We start from the raw sequence: 22293 nt of genomic DNA, 5'->3' as shown, positions 1-22293 counted from the left end.
CGCTAACCTAAATCTAATCTCCTAAAGCTGGCATTCTGAAAGTGCTCACAGCAGGTGCTTCATGCTCTTTTTTCATTATTTCTTCAAATTTCTCGATCAACTCTGGATGGGCAGCTGCTATATTATTTTGCTCCAGTATATCCCTTGACAGATCATAAAGTTCTATATCCAAGTTATTATCCTTCACTATATTTTGTCGTACGGCTTTCCAATTCCCCATTCTTACAGCCTGCTGACCACCTGATTCCGGGAATTCCCAATAGAGGTACTCATGCTTTTCCTGTTTTTCCCCCAATAACTCAGAAAGAAAACTTTTTCCATCCAGTTTATCTGGAACCGGCACGCCCACTAGTTCACTAAGAGTAGGAAAAATGTCATAAAACACAGAGATGTGATCCGACACACTAGGCTTAATCATCCCTGGCCAACTTACCACCATCGGTACTCTTATACCTCCTTCATATAGGAAGGCCTTGGTTCTGCCAAAGCCATTTGCGAAAGGTGAAGAGCTTTCGAAATACTCAAAATCAACCCCACCGGTGAAGGTAGGTCCATTGTCACTAGTTACTATAACCATGGTATTCTCTTCCAATCCCAACTCCCTCAGTTTTACGATTATTTCACCGATCTGTTGATCTAGCTTAGTGATCATAGCAGCATATGTCGCACGTGGATATTGGTTTGAAAAGTATCCCTGTCCACCATCATACGGTTCTTCTAACCCGAGTTCAGAGATATAGCCCTCTCTGTCCTGACTTGGTATCTGCAAAGGAACATGGGGTAGTGGAGAAGCATAATAAAGGAAAAATGGCCCATCTTTATTTTCCTGGATGAAATTCATGGCCTGCTCATGTATCAGGTCTGGGGCATAATCATTTTGCTCGTATTTGGTGTAGCTCGCTAGATCATTCGGATCATCATGCTCATCCAATTTTGTTGCGGGAACTATAAGTTCATTGTCCAGGATCACCTTCTTTTTGTTTTCCCAAAGATGGGTAGGATAAAGATTATGTGCCTGGCGTTGACAGTTGTATCCATAGAAATAGTCAAATCCCAAATTAGCTGGAATTCCTTCAGTCAAGGGAGCACCCAGTCCCCATTTGCCTACTATGCCCGTTATGTAGCCAGCCTTTTGCAACATCTTACTTATTGTCTCTGTTTCTGCAGGTAAATTTCTCTGCCCTTCGAGGTTTGGGTCTGCAGCTGCCTTGGCATAATCCCAAACATCCCCACGCTCTTTCATCGCATCGTTTCCGCGAATATAGGAATGTCCCATATGCTTCCCAGTAAGCAAAACACATCTGGCAGGCGCACAGACAGGAGCTCCGGAATAATGATTGGTGAAAATCATCCCTGTCTGAGACAATGCATCAATAGCTGGGGTTTTAATTTTCTTTTGACCTTGGTAGCCTACTTCTCCATAACCCAGATCATCGGCAAGAATCAAAATCACATTTGGCTTTGCCCGTTTTTGTTTCTCTGCTTTTTGGCAGGAAAACCCAAGAAGTATAAAGAATAAAAAGAGGTTGGTACGGATCATGGCTTCACTTAAGTAAAGCCTGAAACTAGAGTAATTTAATTGCTTCTTGAAGCCGCTCATCCCTATTTCCGGAAACCAGAAAATGTGGAAAACCGCTATCCTCTGCAAGCTTTTTGTACAAGTCCAAAAAGTATTCACGCATTTCCAGTTCAGGATATTCACGCAAAGGATCAGGCTCCCAAGGCAGGTCAGTAGCTGTCAAAAGTATCAAATCGTATTTCCTTTGCTTGATTTGCTCCAGCACCCACGGATCAGTTTTTCCAAATCTATGCGCTGACCAAATGTGGATAACTCTCAAATCCGTATCACAGAAAAGGTATTTCTCTGCCTTTTCCGCTAGCTTATCTTCCAGATTCACCTGTCCTTTCCCGATTTTAACCATATCCTCGTAGCGATATTCCCGGCCCAAATGCTCCAAATATTCCCTGGCGAATTCCGGGACCCATGGTTCACCAAAATGATTGGCCAAATCAAAGGCCAACGTACTTTTTCCTGTGGATTCCGGACCTAGAATCAATATTCGCTTTGCTTCAGCCATTCTTTCTCGCCGATTGGATCCACGCAATTAAACCCATAATTGCCAAAATAGTGAAGAACAGATATTGAAATGAGGTTAAGATTAAGCCTTTGTAAAAGTACAGCGGTACTGCTACAAGGTCTGTGATAATCCAAAATATCCAGTTTTCTACCTTCTTTTTGGCCATCAGCCACATTCCCACAAAAGCGGATGCTGTCGTAAAAGAATCCCAGTATGGCACATCGCTGTCTGTGAAATTTACCAATACATAAGACAGGACGAAATAGGAAAGTATGAATATTCCTGAAGCTACCACCCAACCGCTGGCTTTCATCCAAGTTACCGGAAGTTCCGTTTTGCCTTCCTGTGGATGCGTCCATACATACCAACCAAAAATGGACATGCTGAAATAATAGGCATTGATTCCCATGTCCGCATAGAGCTTATATTGAAAACAGATCCATACATAGATCAACGTGGAAATTATGCCGGTGGGATAAACCAGAATATTCACTTTCATCGAATAGTACACCGAGGCAACTCCAAAAAATGCCGCAAAAGCTTCCAGCCAAGTCATCTGAGCCAGACCTTCTGCAAAGCCATCAATTAAAAACTGGAAATCCATGCTGCGAAGAAAGGGATAAAAGTTGGAAGGCGGAAAAGTGATACAGTGGAAAAGTTTATGATAAATAGAAAAGGCAGCCTTAATGTCTGAAGTCTAGCAGTAAATGGCTGACGATAGGTAATGACAACATGAAGCGGACAATCTGGAAACAAATAATGACAACCTTTCCAACTTTTTCCAGACTTTGGCTGTTCCTTTTGTAACTTTGCCAGCTATGACTTTGAGCACTTTATCCGCTAAAACAGACATCGATTTTCTCGATCCCAAAGATTTTATAATCATCAAGAATGCAAGGGTTAATAACCTGAAAAGCCTGAGTGTTGCTATTCCCAGAAACAAATTTGTTGTGGTGACAGGGCTTTCCGGCTCAGGAAAATCCTCTCTTGCATTTGATACGCTTTTTGCCGAAGGCCAACGAATGTATGTAGAAAGCCTTAGCTCCTATGCCCGCCAGTTCCTCGGCAGAATGGAAAAACCGGACGTGGAATACATCAAAGGGGTGGCTCCCGCCATTGCCATCCAGCAAAAAGTCAACACAAAAAACCCCCGCTCCACCGTAGGAACCACAACTGAAATCTACGATTATCTCAAGCTGCTTTTTTCCAGAATCGGTAAAACCATATCCCCGATTTCCGGTAAAGAGGTAAAACACCACACCGTCACGGATATTGTGGATTATATCCAGTCTTTTGAAGAAGGTTCCAAAGTCATGATTTCCTGCCCTCTTCAGATCGAGCGGGGAAGAAAAATCAACCAAGAGTTGGAATTGCTGTTACAAAAAGGCTACACCAGGATTTTGGTTGATGATGAGGCTTATTTTGTGGAAGATTTACTTCAGGAGAAAAAGATCCCAAAAGGCGCTTATGAGATTCTGATTGATCGTGTCGCGGTGCATAAGGAAGATGAGGACAATCAATTCAGGATTGCGGATTCAGTGCAGACGGCGCTTTTCGAGGGGCACGGAGATTGCAAAATTACAATTCCAGGGATGGAGACCAAGCGTTTTTCTGATCGCTTCGAACTTGATGGAATGCAATTCGAAATTCCTTCTGTCAACTTCTTCTCGTTCAACAATCCGTTTGGCGCATGTAGAACCTGCGAAGGTTTTGGAAATGTCCTTGGCATCGATCCTGATCTGGTTATTCCGGACAAAAGTCTTTCAGTATATGAAGGTGCGGTCGCTCCTTGGCGCGGGGAATCCTCCAGGTCTTGGGTGGAACCGCTTTTAAAAAAAGGTATTGAGTTTGACTTCCCTATCCACAGAGCTTATGAAGATCTGAATGGTAAAGAAAAAGAACTTCTTTGGACTGGGAACAAGTACTTCAAGGGTTTGGATGAATTTTTTAAAGATCTGGAAACCAAAACCCATAAGATCCAATATCGCGTAATGCTTTCCCGCTTCCGCGGCAGGACCACTTGTCCGGATTGTAAGGGAACCCGCTTACGTAAAGATGCTTCCTATGTGAAAATAGACGGGAAGTCCATCACGGATTTAGTATTAATGCCGATTGACGAAGCTTTGTCATTTTTCAATACCCTTGAACTTCCCTCTCATCAGGCCAAGATCGCCAATCGACTGCTGAAAGAAATCCAGAGTCGATTGGAATACATGGATCAGGTAGGGTTAGGCTATCTTACGTTAAACCGTCTGACTTCCACCCTTTCGGGAGGAGAATTTCAACGCATCAAACTTGCCACCTCGTTGGGATCGGCCTTAGTTGGATCGATGTACATCCTGGATGAACCGAGCATTGGACTTCATCCTAGAGATACAGACCGTCTGGTGGAAGTGCTGAAGTCACTGCGTGACATGGGCAATACCGTGATCGTTGTGGAGCATGAGGAAAAAGTGATGAAAGCTGCCGATCAGATCATCGATATCGGACCGGATGCGGGGGTAAATGGTGGTGAATTGCTTTTCCAGGGATCCATCGAAGACCTTATGGCTTCAGCACAGACTTATACTTCGAAATACCTACGCGGTGAAGAATTGATTTTCAAAAAAGATGGAAACCGAAAATGGAAAGATTCCATCAGGGTAAAGGGTGCCCGGGAGAACAACCTCAAAAACATCTCCGTCCAATTTCCGCTTAATACACTCACTGTCGTAACCGGAGTTTCAGGATCGGGCAAGTCCACCTTGATCAAAAAAGTGCTTTATCCTGCCCTGGGTAAAATGCTGGGAACAGTCATAGATGAAAGTGGAAAATATGACAAAATCGAAGGCGATTATAAATCGATTTCCCAAGTGGAATTTGTAGATCAAAATCCCATCGGTAAGTCTTCCCGTTCCAATCCGGTGACCTATGTGAAAGCCTATGATGCAATCAGAACATTGTTTTCAGAACAACCCGTCTCCAAGCAGCGAGGCTACAAACCTGCATTTTTCTCCTTCAACGTAGATGGTGGACGCTGTGAAAACTGTGCCGGAGAAGGTATAACAACGGTAGAGATGCAGTTTATGGCCGACATTCATCTGACCTGTGAATCCTGCAAAGGAAAGCGTTTCAAGAATGAGATTTTGGATGTCAAATACAAAGAAAAGGACATCTCAGATGTGCTGGACATGACTATAGATGAAGCTCTTGACTTCTTCAAAGGAAAAACCCAGATTATCAATAAACTTCAGCCGCTTCAGGAAGTTGGCTTAGGCTACATCGGCATGGGACAAAGCTCCAACACCCTTTCAGGTGGGGAAGCACAGCGGGTGAAACTGGCTTCTTTCCTTGGCAAAGGTGGTACCAAAGTCGGTGATCGCATTCTCTTTATATTCGATGAGCCGACAACTGGACTTCATTTCCACGACATTAAGAAACTCCTTCATTCCATCAATGCGCTGATCGATCAGGGTCATTCTGTGCTTATCATCGAGCATAATACCGAAGTGATCAAATCGGCAGATTGGGTGATTGATCTGGGGCCGGAAGGTGGAAATAAAGGTGGTTATCTGACTTTCGAAGGAACTCCCGAGGATATGATGAAGGAAGAAGGAAATTATACTGCGAAGTATCTGAGGGAGAGTTTTGTGTAGATGCCCTAGTAACTTTTTCACCTAAGGCACCTACTACTTACCTCTCTAAATTCTTAATTATCCTTAAAGCAAGAGCTCCCTATTTTGGAAAGCTCTGCTTGATGGATATATTTCTATAATTATCTCATGTAATAGGGTTTGTGCATTTCAAACTTAAAAAACCGATATGATCCACCGCTTACTTTTACTTTTCGCCCTGGCAATAATCCCATTACTTTCCCCGGCCCAAAAAAGAGTCGAGGTCAAAGACCCTGAAATCAAGTTCAGTTACCTTCTGCCTGACGGCTGGGAGGTAAAAGATGACGGTTACGTTTATCAGATCCATTCTCCTGAGTTCAATAATGCATACGTTTCTATCACTTATGTTGAGAATGCCCAAGGATCGGAGTATGTCGAATCGCTGGGTACAAAACCTTCCTTTGAAGAGGACTTTGATTTTGAACTCCGTTATATTTTAGCTGAAGAATATCCAAACTTCAAAGTGATTGAAAAGGGAAGTTCTGTGATAGAGGGTGCCCCTGCAAGGTGGGCAAGATTTCGGTCTGGAGCCAATGAGGACAAAGCTGGTGTTTTTTACATGTACCAAAAGCTCAACCAAACATTCAAAATTACAGGTATTTCAGCAAAGGAAGATTTCGAAAAAATCCAGCCTCTTTTTAATTCTATTGTCCAAAGCATAAAATCAAGTAAAATATAGGCAGTAGCTTGGATAGTTCTTCAGCATTTGAATATATTCATAGCCACAATCAGGAATCTTAGCTCAGTTGGTTTAGAGCGCTGCTTTGACAGAGCAGAGGTCATGGGTTCGAATCCCTTAGGTTCCACTTCTTACAAGTCTATAGCCAAAGCTTGTATTTCTATTATTCCGGATTTAGAGAATCTTAGACACGCATTTTATGCTTGGAGATGCGCTTTATTAAAAAAAACATCAACCATATGTTGATCCTGCGGGAAATTGAAAACCTCAACAATCTTATTATCCTCAATCTTCCATAGTAAGCAAGACATTGCATTCAATACCACAGAGCCGTTGGAAGTACTCCAGTTTCTGTGACAATCGATCACATACGTATCATTCACGCCCATTACGATTTGCTCGGCTTTGAAGCCAAATTCGTTGAGCTTTGCCAAGTATTCCATAAGGGCCACAATTCCACTTTTCATCCCGCTAAACGGGTGCTTACCGGGAATATGCCACTTGATATCTACAGACATTACCTGCTTCATCCCTTCGAAATCAGCAGCTGAATAGGCCTTGAAAAAGCTTTCAATCAATTGAACGTTCGGGTGCTTTCCATTCATCTTTTCTAAGTTAAGTTAAACAAAACTACAGCAGCAGAATCCTGAAAAACTTTAACTAGATTAAGTTTTTTGAAATTTCTTTCTCTTATCAAGCTGATTGAAGTACTCTGGAGAAATGCCTAAAAAGGAAGCAATTCTCTTCTGGGATAGGCGCCCTTTGATGGCAGCATATTTCCTGCAAAACAACTCATAACGTTGCTCCGCCGACTGTGACAATTGAGTAATAATGCGATCATTTGCAGCCATACTTGCATTCTCACTGAGTATCCTGAAATAACTTGCAAAGGGCAGGGACTTTGCCAATAATTCATCGAGAGAACTTTTTGATATCCCAAGCAAAATAGAATCCTCAAGGGTCTCAATCCCCATAATTGAAATCGATCCAGTACTAAAACTTTTGAAATCACCTACCCACCAGTCTTCATGGGGAAAATTCAATGTATGTACTTTCCCTGACTCGTCTAGCACTGAACTCTGAAATAAACCGGATACCACAAAGTTTTCAAAAAGACACCTATTTCCCGGTTCAAGGAGAACTGTTTTTCTTCCTATTCTTTTAATGGTAAAATAGCCGTAAATTTCCTCCATTTCAGGATTCTCTACCTTGACATGTTTTTCAATATGAGACCTGAATTTCTTAAAACACTCCTCTGAAGCTTTATCCATAAAACCAATTACCTATTTCAATTACTTGCACAGCCTTAGTCCCACGACTTATGTCCGATTCATTGCAGTCCTGCTCAGAATCTGCTTTCTCAAAAAACAAGTCCTGAGATTTACCGAATTTATCGGGAGCTAGAACTATATCTTAGTATTTATTGGAAATTTCCACGCTACTGGCACATGCCATAGTGAGAAACAGCTACTTTATTGTCAGCTTCTTAAATTCCCTGGTCAGCTTTGTCAATGATTCTTCCACGCCCATTCTTTCCAGTGAAGAAGCTCCAACGAAGCCATGCACATCCGCCTTTTCCAAAATCACACGAACATCCTCAGGCGTGTTGATAGGACCACCATGTGCCAAAAAGAATAAATCAGGATTTACAGTTTTTGCCGCGGCCACAATTTCGTTGGTTCTCTCGATTGCCTCGTCCATACTGCAGCTCGCTCCGGTGACTCCGATGGATCCACCCACTGTTGTCCCTACGTGGGAGATTATTGCATCTGCACCTGCTTCTGCCATCTGACGGGCATCTTCGGGCGAAGCGACATAGACAATGGAAAACAAATCCATCTTATTGGCAATGCGTACCATTTCCACTTCTTTGTCAAAGCCCATCCCAGTCTCTTCGAGCACCTGACGGAAATGCCCATCTACAATGGAATGGGTTGGGAAATTGTTGATCCCAGAAAATCCCATATCCTTTACTTTCAGTAAGTGATGCCACATGCGTCTACGCGGATCTGAACCATGCACACCACAGATGACAGGAATTTCTTCCACCACAGGCAGCACTTCAAATTCCCCGATTTCCATCGCAACAGCATTGGCGTCGCCATAGGCCATCAATCCGGCTGTGGAGCCATGTCCCGACATTCTGAACCGTCCTGAATTGTAAATGATCAGCAGATCTGCTCCGCCTTTTTCAATGAATTTGGCAGAAATACCTGTTCCTGCACCTGCAGCGATGATGGCTTTCTTCTGCGCCAATGTTTCTTTAAGTCTATCTCGTACTTCCTGCCTAGTATAGGGATTCCCCTTTCCTGTCCATGGATTTGGCATAATTTCTATTTTTATAGGTTTATCTTTTCCTTTTTGACTGTGAAGATTTGCAGCGTTTGTCGTAGAGCGTGCGGTAGGTTAATCCATTAGGCAGAACTAAATCCCAAGCCTCAGTCTGTGCCTGCCTATCCGCCGGGTAGATTTCCACAGACCAAAAATAATCTTCATTTCATCAATTCCAGCAATTTCTTTATGGCCTCTCTGGCGAAATCCTGATCATTGATATGAAAAGGCAGGCTGACAAAAGGTATTTCGGATTTCAGGTTTTCCTGAATGGATTTCGAAAGTGCTTGATTAGATTCAGGATCATGAAAAGCATTTCCTTCTGAATCAATCTGGGATAACCCTTTTTCCGGGAAAAGGACAGCAGAGCGTCCAGGTGCCTGGCTAAGCTTATCTGCCAAAATCTTTCCTAGTTGCGTATTCTCCTCTTCATTTGTCCGCATCAAAGTGACAGTCGGCACCCAACTGTATAATTGCCTTTTTTTATATTTTTCCGGAACAGAATCCATAGTCCCAAAGTTGACCATATCCATACAACCCGGCACAACAACCTGCGGAATTCCTATTTTTCCTGCTGCTTCCAATCTATTTGGCCCAGCGCTGCAAACTCCCCCGCTTAGCTCATCTGCCAATTCGGTAGTGGTGATATCCAAAACAGCTACGAAGCAACCTTCCAATGCCAGGCTTTCCAAGGCTTTTCCACCTATGCCATTTGCATGAAACGTCATCACTTCAAATCCCTTTGCCTCTAGCAACTTCGTGCAATACTCCACGCAAGTGCTTGTATTTCCAAACATACTAATTGCTATCCGCCTTGTAGTGGATATAGAGGAACGGGTTTTCACGCGGCACATTGCAACTAATGCCGCTGCTGACTGCCGGATTATGGGTTTGATTATGCTGTTCAATGCCGCCACATCCACTACAGACGGCATCAATAAAATATCCTTGACGCCAATCAGATCCGAAAGGTCTTTACTTGCCAGCGTGGAGATACAGATTTTGGGTATGCCCAAGGGCAAAAGCTGCATAGCTTTCAGTGTGAGGTAAGTCCCACTTCCACCGCCCATTCCGATTACCGCATCAAATTTCTTCTGTCCATGTAGTTTGGTTAAAACCATTGCAGCACCCCGGCCCATGATCTCCATAGCATATCCGCGGTCATTCTTTGCTCGGAGAATAGCTATGTTTTCCGATACAGCCTCACAGATTTCTTTTGCTTCAACAGCACTTGGAAATAAATCTGTTGTTCCTAAAACTCCCACATTCACCGCCAATACTTCCGCACCCTGATCCAATAGACAAGTTCTCAGAAAAGCGAATATCTCAGCTTTCGTGTCAAAGCAGCCAAGCATCAGGATGGTAGGTTTTGGGGCCATTACATTCAATTGTTACTTATTCAGCATTGGTTTATGTCCTCACAAACCTAAACTTAATTTGGTCCATGAATCATCTGTGTCACAGACCATGGTTGGTTTCCACAGCTAGCTGTGGAAAATGGAATACTTCCTACAACACACCTTAGACATTTGATTTTTGGTTGTTTAATATAAAATCTTTCCACCTTCTGTCTTCCGTCTTTTCAATCCACTTCAAGAAATTTAAAGCTCCCTTGCTTTACTTCCAAAACATCAGCTTCCTTTCCGTTTGATTTAAATTCCAGTTCAATCAAGGCAGTTTTTCTCGGCGATACTTCCTCGTCCGAATTGTGGGTATGCAGAACGTAACGGAGTTTTCCTTTGGCATCCACGAAATAATCTCCATGGCCCGAACCGTTGATTCCTGCGTCACCCTTATCGAAGATCGGGCTGGTAGGACTCTTCTTCCAAGGTCCCATCGGGCTTTCACTTACAGCATAGCCGACTGCATAGTCTGGGTTCCGAAAATCATTGGCTGAATAAATGAAGTAATACAAACCTTTATGCTTGATGATTGCTGGTCCTTCAGAAACCGTCCAGTCTACATTTTGGGTGTTTTCCCAAGGTGCTTCAGCATGAAAACAATACGTCAAAGTTTCCTCTTTAATTCCCGAGAAATCATCTTTCAGCTCGGCAACATATAGCCGATTTCCTTCAGTTAAACGTACGTGATACATGTACTTTCTTCCGTCTGTATCTATAAACACATAGGGGTCGATCTGCTTTACCGGAGCTTTTAGATCTTTGATTTCACGCTGAGTGAATGGTCCCAATGGGCTATCGGAAGTTGCGATGGCAATGTGTTCATTGGCTGTGTATGCCATGTAGAATTCCCCGCCATATTCAAACACCTGAGGGGCCCAAAAACCATTGTCACCATAGGCTTCACCTTTTTTCAAGGCAAATCCATCATTCAACGTTGACTTCTTCCAGGATTTCAGATTTTTGGAAAAGTATACCTCAAAGCCTTGATTGCTATCTTTTCCGCTTGTACCATATAGATAATAGACATTGTCATGATAGAAAATCGTTGGGTCTGCGAGTAAGATTGTTTCTTTTTCAGCACTTGGAGAAAAGGGTAGACCAAACCAAAATGCAGTAATCAGAAGGCTTATTAGATTCATTTTAAATGGATTATGGGAAGTAGTAAGATGGCCTGTTAGGCCAGTGCCTTACAAACCGAAAAATTAAAGCGGCCAGTAAGGACACAGGGCAAATTAAGTGGTCTGTGTGACACAGACCTCCATGTTGCTAATTACTGTTGAAATGACTTTTATAGAAGGCCAATCCTTCACTGGCAAGTTCGTCAGCACTATTTGCCAGCGGCCGCCATATGCAAGTTGCTTTTGCCATTTCTTTGGAAACTGCACCGAAAGTCTCAATCACCATAGCTCCTTCGTAACCGATTTCCTCCAAGGCTTCCTTGATCTCATTCCAGGCAAGATTTCCAGTGCCGGGAGTTCCCCGGTCACTTTCATTTCCCTGCACATGGCAAAGCAATCCCTTACCGACTTTTCGGATGGAGTCAGCGATATTTTTCTCTTCGATATTGTTATGAAACGTGTCTAATTGAATCTTTAGAAAAGGAGAATCCACAGCCTTCACAATCTCAAGCGCCTGATCTACTGTATTCACCATATCACTTTCGAATCGGTTGAGTGGTTCCAGTCCCAGGATAATTCCATAGTTCTCTGCCGTTTTTGAGGCTTTTTTTAAGTTATCCACACACCAGTCGAATTCTTGTTTCTTTTGATCAGCAGAAATAGAACGAAGCTTTCCTACTGCCGAATACAGGGGGCCTCCAAACAGAGGACTGCCCATTTTCGCTGCTATCTTGATGGAATCCTCAATGTATTGCAGCCCATTCGCTCGGATTGCTGGATCCTGGCTGGAGATATCCCGATCTGCCCCAAATGCTCCGCTGATGCTGACCTGCAGACCCAGTTCCTCAGTAAGCTTTTTCAACGCATCCCAATCCACCAAATCCTTATCCTCCACAGGCACTTCAATGATATCAAATCCCATCTCCTTCACCTTGTGTACAAGGTCAAAAGAATGGGTATCGAAAGGCGATACCCATAAAAATGTACTTACTCCGAATTTCATTTTGATCAATCAAAAGTTGGAACCTGGATTCTCTCTCCACCTTTCATAGCTGACTCATGTGCACAAATTCCTGCACAGGTATAGTTGGCAGCTACGGCAGCATCTACCGCCGAATCGCGCCCTTCTACGATGGCAGCTACGAATTCCTGTACCAAATGCGGATGGGAACCACCATGTCCAGCCCCTTGCAAGAAAGAAACATGGTTAGGATCGTCAATTGTTTGTCTCTTGGTGAAATGCTTGATCGGCTCGATCAACAATTCGTCAGTGTCTGGCACATCAATTCGACGGGCATTTTCGCCACCATCAAAGATCACATGGCTTTCGTCTTCCAATTGTTCCCATTCAAAAGACATCTTGGTACCATAGACATCGTAAGACTCACGGTATTGGCGTACCACATCAAACAATGAACGTGTCGCTTCGGCGATTACATCGGAATTCTTCAGGGTGAAAGTAGCTGTTTCCATCGCGAAAGGAGAGCCGTAACGGCTGGCTAAATCTTCGCTCAGGCGACCAGAACCATGACAAACTACGGTTTCAGCTTTGGTATTGTTGATTCTCAAGAGAGGAGAAATCGCGTGCGTACCATTCAACATCGGTGGAAAACCTTTCCAGTATTCATCCCAGCCAGGCATGCTCATATCCTGAATATGTGAGCCTCTTACCATCTGGATTCTGCCTAGCTGTCCTGTTTCAGCCAACTTCAATCCATACAAAAATTCACGGGTGTAAAGGGCAGTTTCCATCATCATGTAAACCTTCCCGGACTTTCTTTTAGCTTCTACAATCGCTGCACAATCCTCCTTGGTCATCGCCATAGGAATGGTGCAGGCCGTGTGTTTATTGGCATTCAAAGAAGCCAAAGTCATTCTGGCATGATCTGGGACAGGCGTCACAATATGGATTGCGTCTACATCGTCACGCTTAGGCACATCTTCCCAATTTGTAAAACAAAGATTTCTGTCCAGATTAAACTTGGTAGCCAATTCATCTAAGGTCTTTGGATTTCTTGTGCAAATACCCACAGCCTTAATATTTGGATGCGCTTGATAGATTGGTATAAACTCTTTGCCGAAGCCAAGTCCGACTATAACTACAGTGATTTGTTTTTGACTCATTATCGTATTCTTTAGGTTATAATTTTTACTGTTGAAAAAGATCGGTTTAATAGAAGGAGCTGTTTATTTCGCAGCCCACTTCACCGCGTTACGGATCAAGGTTTGATATGCTTCCAATTCATGAGCAGCAGCATCATGACCCAGCGCGATTCCCACGATCCTGGCATTAGGGTTTTTCACAATAAAAATGGAAGGGAAAGGGTCTGTTTCCGCATTGCTTGCCAGCGCAAGGATCTCGATTCCAGGTCCCGCAGGATCCTCTTTGTAATAATAAAGTTCATCATCCAGGGAAAAATTAGTCGGCATTCCTTTGGTCACTGGGTGCTTTTCAGTCAAATCCACATTGAAATTTCCGTAAGCGTTATGACCTCTGGAGCCTCCACTGACCATGGTTTTGTTATATTCCGGCCAGTCGTTCCAATTGTACCAAAGCGCAGGGTGAGCCAATATAATCCCCTTTCCTGCATCTGCGAATGCAAAAATAGCCTTGCGTGTCGCTTCATCCGGAATTGGCTGGTTATTAGCCAAGAAAAGCACTTCGGTATCATCTAAGTATTGCAAAATAGTGGAAGGGTCGTCAGTATAGGTCACTTCTGCCAAGCCGTCTTTTTCCAAAGTAGCTACGTCCGTGCCCTTGTACCATTTGTCAAAATCATGGGATGACCCTCCGCCTACCATCAGCACTTTAATAGGCTTTTTCGCTGGATTTACTTTTGCTATTAAACTGGATGTCAATCCCAAAATCAGTAGTAGGCTGAGGAAAGGGATGAATGTTTTTTTACGATGCATATTTTGGGTTGGGTATGGGTTGAAAATTTTTGAAGAAACACTGCAAATGAATTGCCTCGTCCCTTTAAGGGGAATAGGCTGCGATCAATTATCCCTCCACTACCATAATTCCATTCATCATTCTCCAGTGACCCGGAAAAGTGCAGGCAAATGGATAATTTCCCGGCTTGGCTGGAGCAGTGAAGGTCAAGGTGTACAATTCCTGCGGGCCGATCATTTTGGTAGCAAAAAGCACCTCAGGAATTTCCGGAATATAGAATTTCTCAGAAGCTTTTGGATCACGGAGCATTGCATCAGCAGCAGCTCCGACCTTATCCAATGTTCCCGGCTCGGCAATCAACAGATTGTGTTGCATTCCATCAAGGTTATCGATTTCCAGGATGACCTGATCTCCGGCTTTCACATTGAACGTATCCAAATCAAATTTCATCATCTCAGGAACGATCTCTATTACAATGGTAGTTACCCGTGCTGCTTCGCTTCGTTCAATTCGGACGTTACCCTTTGGTTGGCTTGTGTTTTCTATACTTGATTTTGCTTCACATAGCGCAATCGCTTCAGGCGATTCTGTCTCTTTTGGAGCATTATACCAATTCCCAAACAGTAACATCGCCGCTATGGGAAATAAGGTTGCTTTAATCATAATATGCTTATTTTAACTCTAATACTACATTTCTCAGGTTGCCTTCAAAGCTGAACTCCTCTTTGTAAGAACCTACATTTCTATCTCCACCGAAATCCCGGCCAGCTCTTACACTTGGTGCAAGCTTACCTGTGAACGCAGCAGTTGCTTTGGCAGCCGCCACAGATTTGCCATCCACCAGGATCTCCATTTTGCCATCTCGGGCCATGGTCGCCTGCACTTCATAGCTTTCGGGCAAACTCTCGCTGGTCACGGCTTCCGAAGATTCTCCGTTTTGCGTTACTACCCAGTGCAATTTGCCCTCTTCGAGGTAGAACGTATATCCGTTTTGGGAATTACCATGTGCGACTATTACTCCAAATGGCTCTTCATCTCTTCTTTGTGAAATCTGAGTAGAAATAGAAATTGCCTTGCCACTGACATCAGGGGAGTACTGGAGTGTACTTCTTCTTCCCAACTCGTATTTTTCATCGGACACTGCGGTCATCAATCGCTTAGTCAGCTCAGTTTTCTCCTTACCGATTGCATCGAGGAAAGCATTTCCTTGCTGGGCTGCTGCCGCAAAAATCGCTTTTTGCAACCAGTCATCTTTGGCATTTTGCTCTTCCAGACTCGCCTGATAAAGCATTGCCCCGGCTTCTGCACTTGCAGGAACTTCAGCTAGTTTCAGGATAGCATACATTCTTACATTCAGATCCTTATCCGCTGTAAGGCCAGCAGTGTGGATCTCTTGGATCGTCTCCTGGTTATTTGGCAGCACAGCAATAGCTGCTTTTCTCACTCCGGCAGCAGGATGCGAAAGCGCAGTGGTGGCTACCTGGATCGCCTCAGCATTATTTTCCGTAAAAGCGCCCAATCCATGAAGTGCCCACAACGCATGAACAGCAGGGCTATTCAAGCCGATTTCATCTACAGATCTATCATTGACAATTTTGAATAGATCTCCAAATACTTTTTGGTTTCCTGACTCCACGAGCAAGCGCTGAGCGGTCATTCTCCAGAACATGTTGTCATTTTTCAGTGCTGCCAGTAAGCCTTTTGAATCATCCATGGTAAGTTTCATCGGCTTATCATTGCTACCCCCTTTATAGACGACACGATAAATTCTACCATGATTTGTATCGCGGAGCTTACTCTGGAAGGCATTTCCCTGCCCATGAGGCTGATCTTCGAAAGGCAACACCATTCTTGAAGGTGCCTGACGCTCCACAAAGACATTATGCTGAATGATGAAATTGTACCAATCTGCTACCCAAACTGCTCCATCAGGCCCGACTTCCGCCTGAACCGGACCAAACCATTCATCTGAACTTGCAAGTAGATTCCATCCGTCTTTCTCTACAAAACCAGCCCCTTGAGGCTCAATGATAGCATTATGCGTCAACCGGATCGTAGGCTCATTGACAAAGGCAATCCTGTTCCAGTATTCCTTCGGAAAATCCCTGGCAGTGTAAAGCCTGAAACCCGCAGCGGAAGTAAATCCACCGACTACATCCACCTGTCTCAGGTTCGGAGTCATGGCATGTGCATCGTAGTGCCCGTCAATTTTCTGGATCGGCTGGATTTCAAATTCAGGAGCGGCTTCACCTTCGGATGCTTTAGGAAATACACGTTGCAAATACTTTGCTGGAATAGAATAGTAGCCTGCGTGGGTATTATTTGCTGTTGACATAAACACATTGTTTTCCTCAGAGAATCCCAGTCCCCAGGTATTGTTGCTGGATCCGGCAAGGTATTCAAAATCTTTCCCGTCAGGATCAAATCGGTAGATCCCCTGTGGAAAGCTCATCCGCTCTCCGTTGATTGTCCCGTTAAACCCAGAATAACCGGTTACACCCCAGATCTTATTGTCAAAACCATATTGAAGATTTGAAGGCCCTGCATGTGTATCGTTTTTGCCCCAGCCAGTCATGATGACTTCTTTTACATCAGCTACATCGTCACCATTGGTGTCTTTCATAAAGACAAAGTCCGGAGCCATAGACACTACAATTCCGCCATTGGCAAAGACCATACTTGTCGGGATATTCAATCCGTCCGCGAAAACAGTGAATTTATCTGCTTTACCATCACCGTCAGTGTCTTCGCAGATTTTGATTCTGTCATTGGCCTGTCCGTCAGTTTCTTTAAATGTATTGGGGTAATCTACCGACTCTACAATCCAAAGCCTTCCTCTCTCGTCCCAGGCCATGGCAATAGGATTTTGGATATCCGGCTCAGCAGCAAAGAGTTCAATCGAGAAACCAACAGGCTTTTGGATCAGTTTTTTGGACTCTTCAGGAGCCAGGGGCTCTTGCATCTTTGGTACTTCATATCGTTTGGTGAAATCAGAAATCGTCTCCTCATAAATCGAAACATCTGGAATATTCAATGCGGTGACATTGGCTTTGACATCGTCGCCAATGGCCCAAAAGACGCCGTTTTTCACCAAATCCAAAAATCCCTCATTTTTCCAGGTTCGCTCATCGTGTCCATAAGCGGTGTAGAATACGCGGCCCTTGCCTACATTTCGCACCCATGTATATGGCTCATGATGTGCTCCCTCTACTCGCTCTGTGAGCACGGTCATATCAGGATTGATGCGCTGATGTACGTAAGTTTCGTCCCAGGTGATAAATGGAGATAGGCCTTTCATGATAGCATGATCTGAAGCAAGGATATCGGAGCTAAATTCTCCTTCTCCGTGGGAGGCAAACTGTCCGCCAATGGTTTCTATGTACCAATCGGAATTTTTAAAACAGCCAGTTGCGGAATGAAGTGGAATTAACCCTTTACCACCTTCCACAAAATTCTTCATCGCTACCTCCTGATCCTTCGAAAGGACATCATGATTGGCATAAATGATTAAGCCATCGTATTTAGAGAGGTTGTCTTTGTTCAGATCCTCCAGATTTTCGGTATAGGTTATATTGATACCGCTTGCAAAAAGAGCCGTAGCAAGCCATGGAGCATACAATCGGGAATTATGGTGCTCGCTTGCATGTCCTAGGAAAAGCACTTCTGCACGTCGTGGTTCTGGGTAAGGATTGGATGCAAAAGCAAGTGAAGTAAAATTGAGACTTAAGAAAAAAGTCGCAAGCAGTAAACATAGAACATTGAAGTTTCCATTTAATCGCATGATTAATTCGGTTTATCAGGGTTTATTAAAAGGATGATGAAGCAAAGTCCTCACTTTGATCCAACTGGCAGTAAAACTACCGATTGGCATACTTATACATTAGTCCCAAAACATCAAAAAATAGCAAATTCCAAGCTTTTTGAAGATTTAGTTTTTTGTAAGGTATTGATTTTCAGTTGGACGGTTTTTTCTGGATGTTTTTTATTCCTAAGAGGGTCAAGTCTCGGCTACAAGACATCAGGTTTTTTCGAAAAGTCCTTTGGCAATTCCCCAAAATGTTTTTGAAAGCATTTCGTAAAATAGGAGGGACTGTTGAAACCGACCATTTCGCTTATTTCAGCAATGCTATGAAGTCCATCGCTGAGCAGTTCAGCTGATTTTTTCAATCGAACTAGGCGGATATAACCATTTGGAGTCAGCTCGGAAATTGCTTTTATTTTGCGTAATAAGCTTGATTGGCTCATGTGCAGCTGCTCTGCAAGTTCCGAGACGCCAAAAAGCTCATTTTCAATGTTTCCCAAAATCGCTTTGTTGATTTTATTCAAGAATTCCTCGTCTGCTTTGGAATGCGCAATGGTATCAGAATTCACCATTGGAAGACTGGCAAAAGCCTTTTTGATCTGATCACGATGCTGAAGCAGGTTTTTTATTTGTAGATACAGGAACTCCAGGGAAAATGGCTTTTCCAGATAAACGTCTGCACCCATTTCAAGCCCAGTGATTTTGGCGTTGATGTTATTTTTGGCCGTTAGAAGTACAACAGGAATGTGACTGGTTGCAAGATCTGACTTGATGCGTTCGCAGAGTTTAAAACCATCCATCTCTGGCATCATCACGTCTGAAATGACCAGATCAATCGGTTCCTTTTTTACAATATCCAGCGCCAAAATACCATTTTCAGCCTTGTGAATTACGTATTTACCTTTCAACTTTTCGCCTAAGAACCTGAGTAACTCCTTATTATCTTCCACCAAAAGTATAGCAGGAAGACTGCTTTTTTTCTTCGATTTCTCCCCTTTACCCGTGTCCTCAACCGTTTTCTCATCAAATTTTACTGCATTCAGCGATTCCAATTCTTCTTCGAAATGAATAGCTTCTTTTTGTTTGATCGGCAGCTCTAAAGCAAATCTGTTGAGTGTCGGGTCGGATTCCAACCTCAGAGAACCATGGTGCATTTCGGCCAAAGACTTGGCCAACGGCAAACCCAGACCGGTTCCCTGCTTGGCTTTCGAAGTATTATTTTCATCGATCTGGAAAAATGGTTCGAAAATTTTCCTGGCCAGATCCGACGGAATCACTGTACCATCGTTAGAAATTTCGATTCTAAAGATTGATGAATTGCCAGGATCATATACTAAGCGGATATGGATCATTGCATCCGCATTTTTGAGGGCATTGATTAGCAGATTGCTAAGGATTTTGATAACAGCTTCTTTATCCACATCTGCAAAAAGTGTGGAGGTGGATTTTTCCAACGTAAAATTCAGTCCGGATTGCACTGCCGTTACCTTGAACCGTGCATACAATTCGTCTAAAATTCCACTGATTTCGGTTTTCAGAAAGCTCAGCTTGAATCCGCGCTGCTCTGTCTTACGAAAGTCAAGGAGTTGATTGCTCAGATCAATTAAGCGATTGGTATTCTTTTCTATAATCAGGAGGTCATTTTTCACCTCAGGATCACAGTTACGATCCTTGCTCAAGATATCTTCGAGCGGTCCTTTGATCAATGTCAGAGGAGTCCGGATTTCATGCGTAATATTTGTGAAAAACTCGATTTTGGCTTCATAAAGCTCTTTTTCCTTTTCTGCCTCTAAAAGATTTAGCTGTACCTGATGACGGTTATTGACGCGGTTTTTATACAAAGAGATTAACCAATAGGCCACCACACCTGCCAGCAAAACATAGAAAATATAAGCTACCGATGTCAGGTAAAATGGGGGTAATATCTCAATTTCCAGTTGAGCTTCTTCGTAATCTTCAGACGATTGAATCTTTGGCGACCTGACCAGAAGCGTATAATTCCCCGGAGGCAGATAAGAATAGGAAATAGTCTGTGTATCAGCCATCTGCTTCCATTCATCTTCCAGCCCATCCATTCTATAGGCGAGATTCCAGCTTTGTGAGTTTGTAAATCCAAGTGAGGCTACCTCAAATGTCAAAGAATTCTGGTCATGCTTCAAGGTGATTTTATCGGTGTAGATGATCGACTTGGCCAAAATACCATCAGTTGGATTAATTGGGATTTCCTCATTAAACAGCTGGATGCCGGTAAAAAGCAGTTCGGGTTGGAAATTCGAACCTTCGATTTTGTCTGGGTGAAAGGAGATCAGTCCTCCCTGTGAGCCAAAGTATAACGTGCCATCTTCGGCTTTATAGCCGGATCTATAATTGAATGGACTGGGAATCAATCCGCTTTTCTCATCATACAACCTTACTGATTCTGTTTTTGGATCAAACTGCAGCAATCCTTTACTGGAAGTAATCCACAGCATACCGTTGTTGTCTTCCAGGATTTTAAAATAGGAGCTGGCAGGGAATCCATTGGCTACCGTGTAGGTTTTGAAGGTCTGGTCCTCGGAAATGAATTTGGCAAAGCCCCCACCGGTAGTCGCTATCCAAATGTTGTTTTTGGAGTCTTCGAACACATCAATGACAGTTTGATGTGGGATGCTTCCAGGCAAATCAGGATCGGGCTCGAATTGGGCTAATTCCCCGGTTTCCGGATTGAAGCGAAATAGTCCATCATTGTACGTTCCCGCCCAGATATTTCCGGCATGATCTTCCAGCAAGGCATAGACAAAGTAGTTTCGAAATTCCTCAAACTTCCTGAAGTTATTCTCCTGTTTTTCATACCTAAAAAGCCCAGAAGGTGTCCCAAGCCAGATTCTGTTCTTGCTATCATTCAGAATGGCAAAAACATCATCTGTGGATAATCCCGCATGGGGAGTCCCTGAATTGAAATTTTGAATTTTCCCGGATTTGGTATCGATGATGTTTACACCTCCTGTGAAAGTCCCCACCCAGACAGAATCACCTTGTCTGGCCAGCCCGTGGATATTCCGGTAAGAAAGCTCCCTGTCTGAATCTCCTACTGGTATCTGCTCAAATTTTCCTGTTTTCGGATCAAAAAGGTTCAGGCTGGCATCTTCAGTTCCAATCCAGATTTTACCATCACCGTTCCCGATGATTTCTCTTACCCGCCTTCCGCTGATCGTATTTGTATTGGTGATCGGATAGTATTTTTCAAATTTCACCGGCTGATTTGGCAGATAATTCACTCCTCCGAAATAACTTCCCACCCAAATGCCTCCTTCCGAATCTTTCCAAAGTGAATATATTGCATTGTTGGCAATGGAGTATGGATCATCCCCATTCTCTTGGAGGTGCTGATATGAATTAGTGACAAAATCATAAATGAAAAGACCGGATTCAGTTCCTATACCAAGTTCATTTTTGCTGAACTGAAACATGTCACGAACAAACAAGGGTGCTCCATTTTCATCACTGACCAGAAGATCCGACACCTTACCAGTGCTTTTCTCCATTTTCTTCACTCCGGAGTTCTTTGTCCCAATCAGGATAAAGTCTCCCCAATCCTGTAACCCGATGATATGGTCCTCTGGAAGTTTCCCCTCCTCATCCAGATACATGGAGAAGGTTTCTGAGTCTTCCTGAAAGCGTCCCACTCCATTTCCCACCAACGAAATCCAGACCACATTCTCCTCATCCACTTTGACGCTAGAGACATCTCCGGCAGGAATACTTCCGGCTTTATTTTTATCATGGGCAAAGAGGGTAAGCTCTTTGCTCACAAAATCAAATCTGAAAACGCCTTGGTTACTGCCGGCAATCCATATATTTCCGCTGTGATCTTCGGCGATGGAAGAAACTATTCCTGCGGGAGCAGTGCCATTTTCAGTTTGATAAGGGAAAAGAGAAAATTTATCCAGTTCCTTATCGAATAAATATATTCCCTCATCGGTTCCCAACCACAAAATCCCGTCACGATCCTCATGGATAACATGCACATAATCATTTCCTAAGATGTCCTCAGGATTTCCTTTTGAATCAGTGGTGTAGTTTTTCCACCGCTGTCCATCAAATCGGTTCAGGCCATATTTGGTGCCAAACCACATAAAACCCTGGCTATCTTGAAAAATAGAAAATACAGAATTATGGGACAGTCCGGAGTTTACATCGTAATTACGGAAATAGTAGCGCTTTTCTTGCGCCAGGCTGGAAATGCTGAAAAGAAGACTTAGGCTGAGAAAACCTGCCAGAAGTAGTTTGGACAAGTTCATGGGATTTTGGGTTATGGAATTGAAATTATCAAAAACCATTTACCTAGATCTCTTTG

At 43.4% G+C, this 22293-nt stretch carries 16 protein-coding genes and 1 tRNA gene; 3 read left to right on the top strand and 14 right to left on the bottom strand.

Features of this window, described 5'->3' with window-relative positions; genetic code table 11:
* Positions 1-13: 13 nt before the first annotated feature.
* Genes AS141_RS08145 through pnuC form a run of 3 tightly spaced genes read right to left on the bottom strand, consistent with a single transcriptional unit; the run spans position 14 to position 2682 of the window.
* Positions 14-1540 (bottom strand): arylsulfatase, encoded by a 1527-nt coding sequence (locus AS141_RS08145; RefSeq protein ID WP_057937246.1) that lies wholly within the window; start codon positions 1538-1540, stop codon positions 14-16.
* A gap of 25 nt (positions 1541-1565) precedes the next feature.
* Positions 1566-2078, bottom strand: a complete 513-nt coding sequence (locus AS141_RS08140; RefSeq protein WP_057937140.1) for an AAA family ATPase — start codon at positions 2076-2078, stop codon at positions 1566-1568.
* Positions 2071-2682 (bottom strand): nicotinamide riboside transporter PnuC, encoded by a 612-nt coding sequence (pnuC, locus tag AS141_RS08135; RefSeq protein WP_057937139.1) that lies wholly within the window; start codon positions 2680-2682, stop codon positions 2071-2073. Before pnuC ends, AS141_RS08140 begins: the two co-directional genes overlap by 8 nt.
* Positions 2683-2896: 214 nt before the next feature.
* Here pnuC and uvrA point away from each other — a divergent pair, with 214 nt between their 5' ends.
* The 3 genes from uvrA (at position 2897) to AS141_RS08120 (ending at position 6537) form a co-directional block, all read left to right on the top strand.
* A complete protein-coding gene (gene uvrA / locus AS141_RS08130) occupies positions 2897-5713 on the top strand; it encodes an excinuclease ABC subunit UvrA (RefSeq protein ID WP_057937138.1) in 2817 nt (938 codons plus the stop codon).
* A gap of 166 nt (positions 5714-5879) precedes the next feature.
* Positions 5880-6410, top strand: a complete 531-nt coding sequence (locus AS141_RS08125; RefSeq protein WP_057937137.1) for a hypothetical protein — start codon at positions 5880-5882, stop codon at positions 6408-6410.
* Between the two features lie 52 nt (positions 6411-6462).
* Positions 6463-6537, top strand: a tRNA-Val gene (locus AS141_RS08120).
* 70 nt (positions 6538-6607) lie between these two features.
* On the opposite strand, the gene AS141_RS08115 is transcribed toward AS141_RS08120, so the two are convergent.
* From AS141_RS08115 to AS141_RS08065, 11 genes are all read right to left on the bottom strand, one after another.
* Positions 6608-7015, bottom strand: a complete 408-nt coding sequence (locus AS141_RS08115; RefSeq protein ID WP_057937136.1) for a nuclear transport factor 2 family protein — start codon at positions 7013-7015, stop codon at positions 6608-6610.
* A gap of 60 nt (positions 7016-7075) precedes the next feature.
* Positions 7076-7681: a Crp/Fnr family transcriptional regulator gene (locus AS141_RS08110; RefSeq protein WP_057937135.1), complete on the bottom strand. Its 606-nt coding sequence runs from the start codon at positions 7679-7681 to the stop codon at positions 7076-7078.
* Positions 7682-7877: 196 nt separating this feature from the next.
* Entirely contained in the window at positions 7878-8738 is an 861-nt protein-coding gene (locus tag AS141_RS08105; protein ID WP_057937134.1) for a phosphoenolpyruvate hydrolase family protein, read from the bottom strand.
* Between the two features lie 164 nt (positions 8739-8902).
* A complete protein-coding gene (locus AS141_RS08100) occupies positions 8903-10120 on the bottom strand; it encodes a Tm-1-like ATP-binding domain-containing protein (RefSeq protein ID WP_057937133.1) in 1218 nt (405 codons plus the stop codon).
* 203 nt (positions 10121-10323) lie between these two features.
* The gene (locus tag AS141_RS08095) at positions 10324-11283 is read right to left on the bottom strand and encodes a glycoside hydrolase family 43 protein (RefSeq protein ID WP_057937132.1); all 960 of its coding nucleotides are present in this window, start codon (positions 11281-11283) and stop codon (positions 10324-10326) included.
* Between the two features lie 127 nt (positions 11284-11410).
* The gene (locus AS141_RS08090) at positions 11411-12265 is read right to left on the bottom strand and encodes a sugar phosphate isomerase/epimerase family protein (protein WP_057937131.1); all 855 of its coding nucleotides are present in this window, start codon (positions 12263-12265) and stop codon (positions 11411-11413) included.
* A 5-nt stretch (positions 12266-12270) separates the two neighbouring features.
* Complete coding sequence (locus tag AS141_RS08085) at positions 12271-13386, bottom strand: Gfo/Idh/MocA family protein (RefSeq protein WP_057937130.1); 1116 nt, start codon at positions 13384-13386, stop codon at positions 12271-12273.
* A 63-nt stretch (positions 13387-13449) separates the two neighbouring features.
* Complete coding sequence (locus AS141_RS08080; RefSeq protein ID WP_057937129.1) at positions 13450-14175, bottom strand: ThuA domain-containing protein; 726 nt, start codon at positions 14173-14175, stop codon at positions 13450-13452.
* Between the two features lie 88 nt (positions 14176-14263).
* The gene (locus AS141_RS08075; RefSeq protein ID WP_057937128.1) at positions 14264-14818 is read right to left on the bottom strand and encodes a plastocyanin/azurin family copper-binding protein; all 555 of its coding nucleotides are present in this window, start codon (positions 14816-14818) and stop codon (positions 14264-14266) included.
* Between the two features lie 7 nt (positions 14819-14825).
* Complete coding sequence (locus tag AS141_RS08070; RefSeq protein WP_057937245.1) at positions 14826-17900, bottom strand: PVC-type heme-binding CxxCH protein; 3075 nt, start codon at positions 17898-17900, stop codon at positions 14826-14828.
* 263 nt (positions 17901-18163) lie between these two features.
* On the bottom strand, positions 18164-22237 hold the full coding sequence (locus tag AS141_RS08065) for a two-component regulator propeller domain-containing protein (protein ID WP_198293510.1): 4074 nt from the start codon (positions 22235-22237) through the stop codon (positions 18164-18166).
* Between the last annotated feature and the right edge of the window lie 56 nt (positions 22238-22293).

The organism is Algoriphagus resistens (assembly GCF_001442615.1).
Classification (GTDB): Bacteria; Bacteroidota; Bacteroidia; order Cytophagales; family Cyclobacteriaceae; genus Algoriphagus; species Algoriphagus resistens.
The sequence above is the reverse complement of the archived record's forward strand: the minus strand, read 5'-3'. Positions and strand labels throughout refer to the sequence as shown.